Source organism: Streptomyces sp. NPDC050161, from assembly GCF_044460025.1.
Taxonomy (GTDB): Bacteria; Actinomycetota; Actinomycetes; order Streptomycetales; family Streptomycetaceae; genus Streptomyces.
On sequence record NZ_JBITJM010000021.1, the window covers coordinates 109,992 to 123,713 of the forward strand.

Sequence of the window (13,722 nt, forward strand, 5' to 3'; positions counted from 1 at the left end):
GCGGCATCACCCGCCGGAGCCTGGGCCGGCAACGGCCCGGCCAACGGCGGCCCCGTCGGAGGAGGCGGACCGAGCGGACCCGGCAGTGCCGAAGGACTGGTCCGTTGCCAGGGCTGCGGGTATACGGGTTCAGCGCGCACCGTCGATCACCCCCCGCAGACGGTCGATCCCCGACGGCACCCGCTCGGGCTGGAAAAGCATCTGCTGACGCAGCGGCAGGCACGCCGACGCAGCCGCGCGCATCAGCTCACTCCGCCGGAAATGGCGGCCCTCCGGCGCCCCGTCGGACAAGACCTCGGCGTCGGCCGGCCGCCAGGGGAGTGTGGCGAGGACCGGCGAGTCCACAGCCAGCGACACCTCGCGCGCCCCGTAGGGGCCTTGCGCGATCAACAGCACCCCCAGGCGCCGGACCCCGCGACCGGCCGAGCCCTCCATCGCCCGGCGCAGCGACGCGAGACGGACCTTGGCCGCGTCCACGCTCCGCATCGTCCCGCGCACCACCATCAGCACCAGATCTGCCTGCAACGCCAGCACCGACGACGGGCCGAAGGCCCCGCTGCGCCCCAGGTCGACCAGCACATCGACGCCCTGCCCATGAAGATCGCCGAAGGCACTCGACAAAGGGCCCCACGCCGAGGCCATGTTGACCGCCTGGGCCGGATCCGTCAGCCCTGGCAACAGCAGCCGGCGCCCCTCGTCCGCCGCCTCGTCGTCGTCGGACAGCCCGATCATCTGCGTCCACAAGGCGTCACCGAACTCCTGCGTCCGCGCGGCGGCCTGCACGTTGCGCAGGCCCCGGTCAGCGGGCAGCCGGCCCTCCAACGCACCCGCCAAGACGGCCCCGCCGTCGGGGTCGCACTCGGCCAGCAGCATCCGCCGCCCCGCCTCCAGCGGCCACGTCCGCAACAGCGCCAGCGCCGTGGTGGTCACGCCCGGCGCACCGGTCACCCCGGCCAGAGCAACGACCGACATCAGGAACCACCGCCCTTGCCCGCAGGGTCGACGACCAGGGCGACGTTCCCGCTCGCCGCACGGGCGGCCAGCGTCGGCCCGTCCAGCGACTGCACCGCCACGTCGACGACCACATCGCCCGTCGCCTGGTCGCGCTTGCCGACCCGCACCACCTTCGCCGGGATCGTCCGCGGCGGCGCCTCCTGGCCGCCCTTCGGAGCGGCCTGCTGCTCACCGTCAGCCGGAGTACTGACCACCTCGACCCGGTCACCCGCCGACAGCGGGGTCGCGGGAAGCTGCGAGGCCTTGAGCCCGATGCCCACCAACTGCTCGTTCGCGCCGACCAGGGTGCGGTCGGTCACCTGGCCGTGGGACAGCATGCCTCCCGGCGCCAGTGACACCGCGGCCCTCTTGCCGACCACACTGCCTCGCTCGGAGGCCGGGTACGGCTTGAGAGCGGGATCGAGCTCCACGGGCGCCTCGGTCAGATCGGCATCCTGGATGATCTCCCCGGCCGGCACCGCGTGCGAGATCGCCAGCACGGGAGTGCGCTGTCCGGTCTGGAGGTAGGCGAGGAACCCCACGAGCCCGCCGGCCGCAATCACCGCGGCGCCCAATGCGGCCATCGCCGGCTGCCGCCGCCGGGACTGCAGGCTGACGGAGGCCCCTGGCCCCGGTGCTGGTGAGGGCTGCGCGGGCACCTGCCCGGCAGCAGGAGACGCCTTTGCTGTCTTACTCAACTTCGTGCCTTCCGTGGTCCTCTATCGCCCGACGGCCTGGACTTCGCCAACCCGGACTTCGACCTGGGAGTTGCGTGTGCGTGTCAGTTCGCCGCTCTGACCGGCGCCGGTCCAGGTGATCTTCCACGTCGCGGTGGCGCGCACCACGAACTTCTCGCTCTCGCCGGAGCGGGAAGTGCGCTGGTAGAGGTGGCCGCAGTCCGGTGACTTCTTCAGCCCGTAGCTCGCCTGGTACGAAGAGCCGGGCCCCTGGCAGGTAACGGTGGAGCCATCGCCCATCGACCAGTCGATCTCCGAGACCCTGGCGTCGGCGGTCACCGTGACACCTCCCGCGGATGCCGAGGCGGAGTTCGGCCCGTACGTGGTCGCGGACGGCGCGACATGCATCCACACCGGCACACCGACCGTGAAGGTTCCCCCGGAACGCGGGCTGACGATCTGCGGCCCCTTGAGCGCCATCTTGTCCACCGCCTGCTCGGCGAGCCGGACCGGGTCAACGGCACCGGCTCCAGGGGGCTTTGCCATCCACACCAGGCCCTGTGAGTTCAGGGCGAAGGGGTCGTTGTTGTCCCACAGGGGGCAGGTCTTCTGGTAGACCGCGCCGTCGCCGGGCTTGTGCCCCTTCCACGCCGGGTCGTCGGCGGGCGGGGGCGGCGATGCGGGCTTGTAGTAGCAGTCGCCGGAGAAGGACCCCAGCTCGGAATCGTGGCAGGGCACCGCGACCCGGGCCGGCCGGGAAGGGCCGGTCCCCATACCGATGTCGCCGGCGTGACCGTCCCCCCACGCCTTGCAGGCCGGCTTCTTCGCGGAACCGGCGGGCGCTTTGTGCGCTTGCTGCTGCTCGGGGCTGCCGCCCACCTTCTTCTCGTAGCCCGCTCCGAGGCAGATCGACATGCCGCAGTCGTCAACGGAAGCACCCGGCCCGTCAGCCAGCGCGGGGGCGCCTCCGGCCCATGACAGCAAGACCGCGAGCGGGAACACCAGCGGTGCCCGCCTCAGCATGGGCGCTGCTTGTCCATGTCGAGGCTGACCACCATCCACCGGTCACCGATGGTGCGGACCGCGCCGGTCACGGTGTAGCGGCGGACCTGGTTCTTGCCGGTGACGTCCTTGCCCGAGGACTTCGCCACCGCCTTCCAGCCACTGGTGTCGAAGCACTCGGTGACGGTCGCCTTGTGGGCGGGGAGGCTGAGCATGAGGTCCGTCACCTTGCTCGTGGGCTTTCCCTTGAACACCACCCCGGCCTGGCGGAACTGGAACAGCTCGCTCTCAATCCGCGCCAGGGCCTTGTCCGACGCGTACTTCGTCAGGTCCGTGCCGGATGCCTTGCCGACGGCGTACGCCTTGACCTGCTCGGCGCGCATCCCCGCGTAGCTCTTGAGGACGGCCTCGCGGGCACGGTCCTCCTTGGACGGTGCGGTCGGAGTCGCCGAGGGGCTGTCAGCCGGCGGTTTGCCGTTGCCGGCGCCGCCGGCCTCGCAGGCCGCCAGGGGGAGCATTGCGCAGGCCGCGACGAACATACCTAGCATGCGGTTTTTGCGGTCGCTGCGAGTGGATTCACGCTTGAGTGCTGGTCGCATCGCGGCGCCTCCCCGTAGATCTCACCCCGCGAAACCGGGGTGAAGAACGCGATTTTGGCTTGTATGGGCTGCTTTCAGCAAGGGGTGAGATCGATATTTCCCTACCCCTGGGTAGTACGGTAGCTGCGAATTCACGTACCGCACAGTCTGTTCTCATGAGCAACTCGCCCCATAGAGCGTCACTTCAGTCCCAGGCGTTCCCCGCAGGCGACACTCCGTGATCTGATCACGCGACCCGGGCAGAGCGTCCTGGGCGGAGAAGTCAGCTGATCGAACCTTGCTTCCCGGCGATCCCCCTGGGACGCGCCCGGCTCCCAGGAGAGACGAGTGCTTCAGACCAGATCCGGCATCGGGTCGGGGCCCGGCTCGTCCTCGGCGGCGTCCACGGCCGGCGGCTCTTCCTCAACCACGCCGGAAACAGGGCGCTTTCGCAACCGGAGGAACGCACCGACCACCGCATCGTGTTCCTCGGCCGCGGCCCGCAGCACCCCCAGCGGCCGTGCGCCGATATTGGCGTCGGCCGCTGCCCGCAACTCCCTCACCCTCCCCGGCCTCGCCAACTCCCCGAAAATCTCGGAAAGCTGCGGCCCGCGAATGAGCAGAGGACCGATACGCCGGCCCGCAGAGGTGGCGGTCAGGTAGTGGTGAAAGCGGGGAAGGTCAGCGATTTCGGCCGGTTCAACGACCCCACCCCATTCCCGGGCGACCAGGCTCACCGCGTCCACTGAACCCGCGGTGCTGGAGATGGTCGACGCGTTCTGCATCAAGCTCTCCCGGGTTGCACCAGAGACCCGCTGAAGAAGCTGCGTCATCGCGTGCATCCGGACCCCGAACTTCCGCAACTCCTCGCTGACCTGGGCCAGCACACTCGACGACGAACCGTCGATGCTGATCAGCTCATCGATGAAGGCGTGGAACGGCCGGCGCTGTTCTTCGGGGATGTCCCGGCGAGACAGCCCTGCCCGGTAGACGTCATGAAAGAAGATCGACAAAAGCAAGCGGTCCGTCGGACCGGACGCCGAAGGACAGATCCACAAGATCTTCCCCGTATCCATGACCTCGCGGAGGTCGAAACTGCTCACCGGATTGCCCAACAGAGCCCGGGTGGTCGGGTTGTTGTAGAGCCGGTCGAGCGGGTTGGTGACCGGGGCGACCGCGTCCGCGGGAAGCGTCGGGAACGTTACCCGCCACCAGGCCGCGGTCTTGTCGTCCAGCAGGGCAACGACCTGACTGCGCCACGCAGTGTCCGTCAGCAGCGTGCGGACCTGGAACAGCGTGGCCTGCTTCTCCGGCGCACCGGCGGCCACGGCCTGGACGTTGACGGCCACCAACGCCTCCACCGACATCGTCAGCACCGTCAGCGCCCGCGGATGAGTGGAGTCGTTCCAGCCCAACGTCCCCGCGATGGCGTCGGTCACCGCCCGCACCACTTCGTCCGGCCGCTTCCCACCCTCTACGCTGAGCGCATTGCACGTACCCAACAGCGCCTGATCACCCAGGCGACCGGTCAGATCCAAGAACAGCAGCCGCGGCATGATCTCGGGATGCGCCAGGTACCGCGCCGCTGACCGCATCGCGTCACCATGAGGATCGACGAACATCGCGCCGACGCCCGCGTGCGCAAGACCGACGACCTGGCACAGCGCCTGCTCCGTCTTGCCGTAGGTCGACTTCCCCACGCGCAGGCTGAACATCGTCTCGCTCAGCCGGGTCGCGACCAGCCGTTCCTTCCCGTCTGGACCGGCATACCACCCCTGAACCATCAGCCCTGCGGCCTCCGGGCTGTCGGGCACGTAGGTCGGCAGCGCGTCAGGCATCAGCGGCAGCACACAGTGGCGGGTGGGCGGCTTGAACAGGCCGGCGATCTCGTCGGCACGTACCCACGACGGACGGCTCCCCCTTATCTGCGCCGTGGCCCACCGCTTGTCGAACGCCTTGCGGTAGAGCCGGTGATCCGGCCCGATACGCCACGGACCGAGGCGCTGACCGGTGTGGATCAGCCGGTTCCCTCCCGAGAACACATCGAGGGCAGCAGAAATGTGTGACAGCCGCTTCTCCGCCCGCCCTTGCTGGTCCGACGAGCACCGCACCAAGAGCTGAATGCGCATCAGCCCCGCGGGATCCAGCAGCTTTCCCAGCACCTTGGAGCGGTCCAGGGGACGAGGCCGCGGCGGCAGCATCAAGCGTGCGCCGGAACGTCCACCGTTCGACTGGATCAGCCCGGCGAGCAGCGCCCGCACGCTGTCCTCCGCGTGCAGGTTCGCGGCCTGGTCCTGCTGCGCCTGCCGCAATGCCTTGCGACGCGCCTCCGTCAGCAGCTGCCACCGCCGCATCCACAACTGCCATACGGGGATGCGCTGCAGATCCAGGCAGATCTCGGCCCGGTCCCCGAGATCGGCCCGCAGCGTGGCCAACGCGTCGACCAGCGGCTGCAGAGGATCGGGATCGAGAGGCACTGACCGCAGGCTGAGGGCGGGGGAGCCACGCAGCATGAATTCGGCTCGCACCGTGTGCAGTGCCTTGGCCGCCGGGCGGGCCGGGGCGACCTTGGTGACCTTCACCCCGCGGTACGGCGAGGACTCCAGAAGATGCCGGGCCGCCGCCGGCGCCTCGACGATGTACTCCAAGGGTGTCCGGCCGTCTCCGCTCATCCGCAGCCGCGTTGTCCGCGAGCGCAACGGCACCCACCACGGACCGCTTATGGCCGCCTGCGACAACAGCGACGCGTAACGCCAGATCTGCTCGGCGTCCGCCTCGAAGGTCTTGTTCGGCGTCAGGCGCACGGCGGCACGTTTGCGGGACGCCTTGTCTCCCAACCGGCCGCGCACCACTTCCGACACGGACATCCCGACGGCGAGCACAACCCCCACAGCGATGAGGTTGCCGCTGATCCAGGTGGCCGTCGCAGCCGCGGCGCCCGCGAGGGAGACGCAGGCGCGCCACAGGCTGGTGATCATCTCGGAGGACTGGGCGATCAATGAACTGGCTCCCAACGGTTCGGGTGGTCAGGGGAATGCTGGAGAAGAAGGCGGGCTGTGCGGCCGTCCCGCTGTTCGCCGGACGGCGCAGTTCCCGCCCAGACGAGGCGGACTTCGATCCGGCCGTCCGCTGTGGTGCGGGCGATCCCGGCCTGAACGCGCACGGCCGTGTAGGTACCGCGCGCCGAGGCGCCGCTGTGAGCGAAGTAGCGGGGCCAGCGGCCCTGGCCGCGCCCGGTGACGTCCGCGGTCCAGACCCGGGTGGCGACCTGGACCAGCTCCTCCTCCTGCGAGCGGGGCAGGTCGGCGGGCGAGGAGCGCTCCAGCATCCGCTGCACGGCGCGGTCGCCTGCCGGACCGTCACCATTGACAGGAACTCCGGAGCCGGCCGGCGCCGGATGCTCGCGGCGCGGCGGCGCCGACGACGGAGCGCCGGACGGCAGGGCGCGGGGGCTCGGCGAGGGCGAGCCCAGGTACTGCCGGCGGGAGGGAGGGCGGTCTGCCGCAGGACCCACGCCGCTCGTCCGCCCCGCCGAGGCCGGTGTCGGCCCAGGAGCGGGAGCGGGAGCGGGAGTGGGCGGCGGGGGATGGCTGAGCAGTACCAGGCCGGCGATGACGAGTACGGCAGCCAGCCCCAGCGGCAGCCGGGCAGAGCGGAAGTCCGAGGCGGGAGCGACCATCACAGCACCCGGGCCCCTCCGGCGTAGCCGTCCTGCCACACGGCCTCTTCCCGCACACGGGTGCCGGGGCGGGCCGCGTCGAGCATCTGCCCACCGCCCAGGTAGATACCGACGTGGTAGATCGTGGAATCGGCACCGGGGGCGTAGGCGAAGAACACCAGGTCGCCCGGCCGCAGGGCGCCGGTGCCCTTGCCCGGCGGGATGCGTTTGCCGACACCGGCCTGCGCCGAGGCAAGCCGGGGGAGCGTCACGCCGGCCTGGGCGTAGGCGTAGAGGGTCAGGCCCGAGCAGTCGAAGCCCCGGATGTGCTCGCCGGAGTGGCCCCCCGGCGAGCAGCAGCTCCCCGTCGAAGGTCCCGCGGCGTTGCCGCCGCCCCAGGAGTAGGGGACGCCGCGCTTGGCCAGGGCAGCGTTGATGACGCTCTTCGCGGCGCCGGAGGCTGTGCCGCCGGCCGCGCCCGGGGCGCCGAGCTGGCTGTAGCGGCCGATCCACCCCGTCACCTCCGCGACATACGCCTCGGACCGGTTGTAGGAGTAGACCGCGGCGCGCAACTGCCCGGCATCCGTGAGATCGCGACCCTCGCCGCACAGGTAGACGGCGGCGCTGAGCGCGGCGTCGTCGGCGTTCTGCGGGTCCTTCGTCCCGTCGCCGTTGCCGTCCTGGCCGACGGCGGCCCAGGTGGCGGGCATGAACTGGAAGGGCCCCACGGCGCGTTCGGCGACGGGATCGCCGTCGTAGCGGCCACCGTCCGTGTCGGCGAAGCGGGACGTGTTCCCCCCGACTCCACTGCCGGTCAGCCGTGGCCCGAAGAGCGGCTCCTCAAGCGTGCCGTCCCCCGCGATGCGGCGGCCCGCGGCATGGCCGGACTCGACCTTCGCAACCCCCGCCACCACTGCCCACGTCATCCCCTTGCAGCCGGGCACCACACGTCCGATACGCGCCGCGGCACGCTGGTAGGCATGCAGCATCCGGGCCGGGATCCCGGCCACGGCGCCCACCGGCTGCACCTCCCCGCCCTGCCGGTCCGGGCCGGCCGCGGCCAGCAGCCCCAGCGGAATGCCGAACAGGAGCAACCCCAGCAGCACGACGCAGCACCCGAACTTCTTCACGGCCGGCCTCCGCCCTCGTCCGCACGGTGCTCGCGCACCCCGCCCTGGGCTCGGGCTTTGCGCAGGGGTTCCATCGCCCGGCTGACTCCACGCCGCAGCGGCCGGGTGGCGACGGCCGCATCTCGCAACCCGGACCGGCTGTCCTGGCCCCACCGCTCACGCACCGGCCCGTAGTGGGCGAGCTGACGGTCCATCTCACGCGTCAGGCCCGAGGTCTTGCGACGCAACCGCGTCCACCCGGCAGGCGCTCCCACAGTGGAGTGCCAGGCGACCCGGCCCGCACCGAGCAGCACGCGGCCCCCACGAGTACGCGAGATGTGCTCGCGCAACTGCTCCCCGACCGGGACGCTGCCCTGGTCGGCGTCAGAGATGACCTCACCGGTGTTGCTGTCCACCACCCAGGACGTGCGCGGCCCCCGGCCGCCGAACCCACCGTCAGGCCCGCCGTCACCACGGGCGCCGCCGTTCATCTCGCGGGGCGGTCCCGTCCAGGCGATCTGGGCGGCCCGCATCGGCACCGACAGCGGCGCCACGGCGCGCCGCGCTTCCGCACGGGCCTCGCCAAGCGCCCCGGCGGGATTCACCGCCATCCCGGTGCTGTCCGAGAACGAAGCCAGACCGGAGGACAACTTCGCCCTGCGCATCGCCAGAGCCGCGTGCGCGGGGGAGGCACTGCTGCGCGCCATCGACACCGACAGCGCACCCCCGTGATCGGACCCTCCGCCTCGGCCGGCGCCGACCGCGGCCAGGGCCATGCCCATCCCCGCAGCCTCATCGCCCATCGTGTGGCTGCCGCCGATCTTGGCGAAGCGCATCCGAGCAGCGAACGCATGGCCGAGACCGCCGCCCTTGGCGGTCATCCGCCGGTACGCCACCAACGCCGTCAACGCCAGAGCATCCAGCAGGAACAAACGCTCCAAAAGCACCGTGTGGCTATCGGCCAGCAACGCCTTCGCGGCGACACCGAAGAGGGGGATGAACACCGCGATGGAGAAGAGAAGAACGGTGGACGTGGCGAACACGCCGACCCACTTCCACAGCACCGCCCGATTCGGGCCCGGCAGCAGCGCCCACATGAACACGACGGACGTCACCGCGGCAGCCAGCACGCACGCGAACTGCGCCGCGATCATCGCCAGCGCCATGGCCAGGACGATCACCAGCAGGACGACAGCCGCGGCCAGCACGAACAGGGCACCCAGCACCCGGTCCCACGTCACCTCGGACATGTAGCTGGCGGCGGCCTTCCCCGCCGCACCGTGCTTCTCGGCGAGATCCTTCTGCGCGCGCTTGTCGGGCGGCCCCCCGCCGCAGTACTGCCGGGCGGGCCCTTTCAGCGACGCGCACGGATCGTCCTCGTCCAGCTGGGCCTTGTGATCGAGCCCCCGCTTGTAGTCCTGGTACATCGGGCTGTCCTTGCCGATGAGCTGTCCGTACTGCAGGAGTTGGTAGGGCTGGACGACGAGAGTGTCGGTCAGCGTGCGGGTAATGGGCCGGGAGACGTCCTCCGCGGCGGCCGGCCGCTCCGCGGACAGGCAGACGTCCCGGGCGGGACCGGAAACGGCAGCGCACGCCGCAGACCGCTCCTTCGCCTTCTTCTCCCGCGCGGCCCTCGTGTCCTCATCAGCCGCCCCGCCCTTGACGCAGGCGGACTTAGCGGGACCACTGATCAGGGCACAGGGGTCGTTGACGGCGCTCTTCGACGGCGTGGTGGACTGTGTGGTGATGGCCGCCGCTTCCAGGGCCGCGCGCTGCGCCTGCTGCAACGGCCCGTCGTATCCGAGCATTACGTCCGGCCGCACCACGGAGGTAGCGGCCAGCGCGGCGATCAGCAACGTCAGCACGATCTCGCCGAACCCCCGGGCCGCCCGCCCCCGGAAGACCAGGACCAGGCCGAAGGCGAAGGCCCACGCGGTGAAGACGCCAGCGAGTCCGAGGGGAGCGACGATGTGCTGCGCGTACGCGTCGGCGACGTGCTGGGCGGTCCCCGCCAGATGGTCAAGAACGGGGAACCGGTAGACCCAGTCGATGAGCCAGCACGAGAACCCGACGACGGAGCGGGACAGAGCGAACAGACCGCTCATCAGGAACCGCAGGGGGTTGAAACCGTCATCGCCGTCCGACAGCTCGTAGTCCGAGAGCTGCGCCCCGTCGGAGGTCTTGATCGTGTTGAAGGGCCCGAAGATCCCTCCGCCGCCGCCATCGGCGAGCGTCTGCCGACCGGCGCCGTCGGCGGCCCACGCGCCGCCGCACGAGCAGACCGCCACCGCCAGCGCCAGCAACGTGACGATTCCCGCCCGGCGGTGCCACCGGCTCACGGACGCCGCCGCAGGACGACGAGCGCGCCCACTCCAGCGGCCAGCGCACCGGCACCCAGAGCAGCGGTGGCCACACGGGACTGCGTGGAGATGTTCTGACCGTGCGGGGCCGGAGTGTGCTCACCGTCCTTCGTGTGGCAGTAGTCGGCGGCCGGCCCGGCGACCAGGTCGCACGGGTCGCTGCGGTGCGCCGCCGTGCCTTCGTGCCCGCCCGGGTGCTGGCTGCTGCTCGTGGCGAAGGCGTTGCCGATCTGCGGCCACCACACGCTGGGCAGCCCGGTCGTCCACACGACCGCCACCAGCGCCGCGACCAAGAGCACCAGGGCCATCGGAACCATCCCGGAGCGGCCCGCCCGAGGGGACTTGGCACGGACCTCCGGCAGCACCTCGGAACGGGGGCCGGAGTTGGAGGCTCCCGGCACGGACGCGCCGAGCGGAGAAACCTCGTGGGCGCAGGGGGTGAAGCTGCCGCTCGGGAAGCGGGGGGTCTCCGGCGCGCGGACCGCGCAGTGCTCGGTCCGGGCGGGGCGGCGGGGCGGGAAAACGGAGGACATCGGGACTCCTTCAGGGGGAGGCGGACTGGCTACTTCGATCCTTCGCCGCGCCCTTACCGCCCCGCTTACCACCAGCACCCTGGTGCCATCACAAGGCCATCACGTCTGCTTGGTAGGCAGCGGAAATCCGCCTGGCAGGCGCGCTACGGCGTCACTTACCAGGGCGCGGGAAGGGGCGGGGTTCGTATACCACCGCAGGTCAGAGCGCTATTGCGCCGGACCGGTCGAGGCGGCGGTCCTACCGGCCGCGAGCGCCGGAGGGACGCCCTTCATCGCGCGAGGAGGACTCACCGGGGGTGGTGAAGATGCCCTGCCGGATCCGCTCAACGCTCGGGACGAGGGCCCTGAAGTGACCTACCTGGCGGCGGGCATCACGTCCGAGCATCTCGCCGGCCCGCTCCTTGTCGCCGAACGGCGAGAGCGTCGTGACCTTCTCCAGCAGTTCCTCGCTGTCAGGGGGGAGCCCGAGCGCGGTGAGAGCATGACCGGCCAACGTGCGATCGGTGGTCCGGGCAACGGCAAGGTAGGCCAGCAAGCCGCGGATGAGCTCACTGCCCAACTCCCGGACATCGTGCGCGCCCAGGGCAATACCGGCGTTGTGCTTGCGCCCGTCGGAGACGATCTCGTGCACCAGGGCGCTGCCCTCGGCCGACGCCGTGAGCCAGTAGCACTCGTCGACCACGACCTGACAGAACCGGTCGACTCCGAACGCCGTCTCGCGAGCCAGCGCCGCGATCAGATACAGCACCGCCCGGCCGATCAGGGCCTCGGTCGGCTGGTTCCGCAGCAGCTCGGGACTGAGGACCGCCTCGCGCGGCGGCAGGGTCAAGCCCGCCGTCGTGACCACCACGGCGTCCGAGCGACCATCGCCCAAGGCCAGCACCGGAAGTTCGGGATCGAAGACCAGGGCCGCCAGCGGCTCGTCGCACACCACCTGGAGCAGGGCGAGCATGGCACCGGCATCCCGCGCGCGGGCACCGTCCCCCGCAGCCATCTCCTCCAGCGCCACCAAGACCTGCGCCATGCACGGAAACTCCGAGTCCGCCGCGGCGGTGACAGCCATCTTCAGCAGAGCCCCCTGCGCCGTCATGGCGCCGACCCCCAGCTGCAGACTGAGGTAGGAGCGCGCGTAGCGGATCGCGGTCGACCGGTCGAACAGCCGCAGCGGATCGATGGACACCTCCGCGCGGGCGGCATCGACGACCTGACAACGGCCGGGCGCAGCGTGCTCCACGAAGTGCGCCCACTCCCGCAGGGGAGTGCGGTCGATGACGATCGCCCGCCCGCCGCGGTCGACGATCCCCGAAGTGATCAACTTCAGCAGCGTGCTCTTGCCGCCGCCCAACTCACCCGCGACACCCACAGAGGCCGAGGCGTCCTTGCGCGGAGCGTCAGCGATGTCCCACAACACCGGCCGCACCGTCCCCGAATCCAGCGAGACACCGACCATCTGCCCCGTGAGGTCCCCGAAACCGCGGCCGACCAGAGCACCGTTCATCGCGAAGTCCCCGGACAACTGATACTGCGTGAACTCCCGCGCCTTCGGTGAACGGGGAGCTGCCGGCAAGCCGAGGGCGAAGAGGTCCCCCTGGGCACCCATCGGCTGCAGCAACCGGTAATTGGCGCCGCCCATCCGCTTCTCCAGCGTCCGCGCCCGCTCCTGGCACTCGCGCGCAGTCGGCGCCCAGACCGTCAGCACCGTGGTGGACTGCACCTCCACCTCCAGCTCGTTGCGAGCAGCCTGCGCCCCCTCTTCGGCCAGGTCCTCCGCCGCGTCGTGCATCTCCGGCGGCAGGCCGGCGGAGTGCTGCGCCGCCCGCTGGTCGACCTGATCCAGCAACTCCCGCTTCTTCTTGCCGACCTCGGCGCTCACCTTCGCCGCCGGCACCAACGTGAGATCGCACAGGACATCGACGGGCCAGGGCAGCAACTCCAGCTGCGCCAGGATGTCTGCGTTCTCCTCCAGCACCGCACGGGGGATCTCCGCAAGCGCCAGGTGCGCCTGATACCCGGTGCCGGCAGCCGACTCGACCTCAAGCCACGACCGCTGGAGCCTCGAAGACCCCTTCCCCTTCTTCCTGTCCCGGCCACGCGAGCCCTGTCGAGCCGCCGGCGCCCCGCCGCTTTCGCCCCCTTCCTGCAAGCGGACCTGACCGAGATCTGCGTAGGACGGTGAACGCAGAGCCCCGTGCAGGAGACGGCCGCCGAACCCGTCATGGCGGGCCGCCTCGGCGAACAGCGGTTCATCCAGGCCGCGGTGGACGGCGTGCTGGTGCATCCACACGATCTCCGCCGGCGCCGCCGGCCGCGGATCCACGAACGCACCGATCTCCGCCGCGAACTGCGCCGCCTGCTGCTGGTAGCCGACGACCTCCTCCGCCCGCACAACAGCAGGACGCAAGCCCAGCAGCGCCGAGACCTCAGCCCACGCCGAGCTGAACGTGGCCGACAGCTCAGACCGCCACCCCGTCGGGGTGAGCGGCACCGCCAGCCACAGAGTGCGCTGGTGCATCTCCATGCCGTCCAACAGCTTCAGCTGGGCAAGAGAAACCTCCGCCCAGTGCGGCGACTTCCTGAGGTCCACGTCCTGGACCATCCGCGCCGCGACCTCCCCCGGATCCGTCTGCCCGCACAGGCTGTACAACCGTGCCACCCCCGGCAACGCCCGCAGCAACGACGTCACCTGGTCAGTGACCTGAGACCGTTCCCTGCCGCTCATGTAGGCCCCGCCCTGCGGCTCCACCCGCCACACCGCCCACACCTCGCCGGACGCCGACCACACCACATTCCCCGCGATATGACGCATAGCCAA

The 13,722-nt window shown here is 70.8% G+C and carries 10 protein-coding genes; all 10 read right to left on the bottom strand.

From position 1 onward, the window contains the following. Window positions 1-129: 129 nt before the first annotated feature. Window positions 130-972, bottom strand: a complete 843-nt coding sequence (locus tag ACIBK8_RS28520; protein WP_399044753.1) for a hypothetical protein — start codon at window positions 970-972, stop codon at window positions 130-132. Then, a complete protein-coding gene (locus tag ACIBK8_RS28525; RefSeq protein ID WP_399044755.1) occupies window positions 972-1,577 on the bottom strand; it encodes an SAF domain-containing protein in 606 nt (201 codons plus the stop codon). The genes ACIBK8_RS28520 and ACIBK8_RS28525 overlap by 1 nt, the downstream gene beginning before the upstream one ends. Window positions 1,578-1,712: 135 nt before the next feature. Beyond that, window positions 1,713-2,693, bottom strand: coding sequence for an ATP/GTP-binding protein (locus ACIBK8_RS28530; RefSeq protein ID WP_399044757.1), 981 nt, complete (start codon window positions 2,691-2,693; stop codon window positions 1,713-1,715). After that, on the bottom strand, window positions 2,687-3,220 hold the full coding sequence (locus ACIBK8_RS28535) for a hypothetical protein (protein ID WP_399044759.1): 534 nt from the start codon (window positions 3,218-3,220) through the stop codon (window positions 2,687-2,689). The genes ACIBK8_RS28530 and ACIBK8_RS28535 overlap by 7 nt, the downstream gene beginning before the upstream one ends. A gap of 383 nt (window positions 3,221-3,603) precedes the next feature. Next, window positions 3,604-6,249: an ATP/GTP-binding protein gene (locus ACIBK8_RS28540; protein WP_399044760.1), complete on the bottom strand. Its 2,646-nt coding sequence runs from the start codon at window positions 6,247-6,249 to the stop codon at window positions 3,604-3,606. Then, window positions 6,246-6,929 carry a hypothetical protein gene (locus ACIBK8_RS28545; protein WP_399044761.1) on the bottom strand — a complete coding sequence of 228 codons (684 nt, stop codon included), beginning with the start codon at window positions 6,927-6,929 and terminating at the stop codon, window positions 6,246-6,248. Before ACIBK8_RS28545 ends, ACIBK8_RS28540 begins: the two co-directional genes overlap by 4 nt. Further along, window positions 6,929-8,038 carry a C40 family peptidase gene (locus ACIBK8_RS28550; protein WP_399044763.1) on the bottom strand — a complete coding sequence of 370 codons (1,110 nt, stop codon included), beginning with the start codon at window positions 8,036-8,038 and terminating at the stop codon, window positions 6,929-6,931. The genes ACIBK8_RS28545 and ACIBK8_RS28550 overlap by 1 nt, the downstream gene beginning before the upstream one ends. Then, the gene (locus ACIBK8_RS28555) at window positions 8,035-10,356 is read right to left on the bottom strand and encodes a hypothetical protein (RefSeq protein ID WP_399044765.1); all 2,322 of its coding nucleotides are present in this window, start codon (window positions 10,354-10,356) and stop codon (window positions 8,035-8,037) included. Before ACIBK8_RS28555 ends, ACIBK8_RS28550 begins: the two co-directional genes overlap by 4 nt. Continuing rightward, a complete protein-coding gene (locus tag ACIBK8_RS28560) occupies window positions 10,353-10,910 on the bottom strand; it encodes a hypothetical protein (RefSeq protein WP_399044767.1) in 558 nt (185 codons plus the stop codon). Before ACIBK8_RS28560 ends, ACIBK8_RS28555 begins: the two co-directional genes overlap by 4 nt. Window positions 10,911-11,148: 238 nt before the next feature. Further along, entirely contained in the window at window positions 11,149-13,716 is a 2,568-nt protein-coding gene (locus ACIBK8_RS28565) for an ATP-binding protein (RefSeq protein WP_399044769.1), read from the bottom strand. Window positions 13,717-13,722 lie beyond the last annotated feature (6 nt).

Bases quoted from the DNA above. Each gene is read 5' to 3' on its own strand.
- ACIBK8_RS28520 (WP_399044753.1), bottom strand. From the start codon at position 972: ATGTCGGTCGTTGCTCTGGCCGGGGTGACCGGTGCGCCGGGCGTGACC.
- ACIBK8_RS28525 (WP_399044755.1), bottom strand. From the start codon at position 1,577: ATGGCCGCATTGGGCGCCGCGGTGATTGCGGCCGGCGGGCTCGTGGGG.
- ACIBK8_RS28530 (WP_399044757.1), bottom strand. From the start codon at position 2,693: ATGCTGAGGCGGGCACCGCTGGTGTTCCCGCTCGCGGTCTTGCTGTCA.
- ACIBK8_RS28535 (WP_399044759.1), bottom strand. From the start codon at position 3,220: ATGCTAGGTATGTTCGTCGCGGCCTGCGCAATGCTCCCCCTGGCGGCC.
- ACIBK8_RS28545 (WP_399044761.1), bottom strand. From the start codon at position 6,929: ATGGTCGCTCCCGCCTCGGACTTCCGCTCTGCCCGGCTGCCGCTGGGG.
- ACIBK8_RS28560 (WP_399044767.1), bottom strand. From the start codon at position 10,910: ATGTCCTCCGTTTTCCCGCCCCGCCGCCCCGCCCGGACCGAGCACTGC.
- ACIBK8_RS28565 (WP_399044769.1), bottom strand. From the start codon at position 13,716: ATGCGTCATATCGCGGGGAATGTGGTGTGGTCGGCGTCCGGCGAGGTG.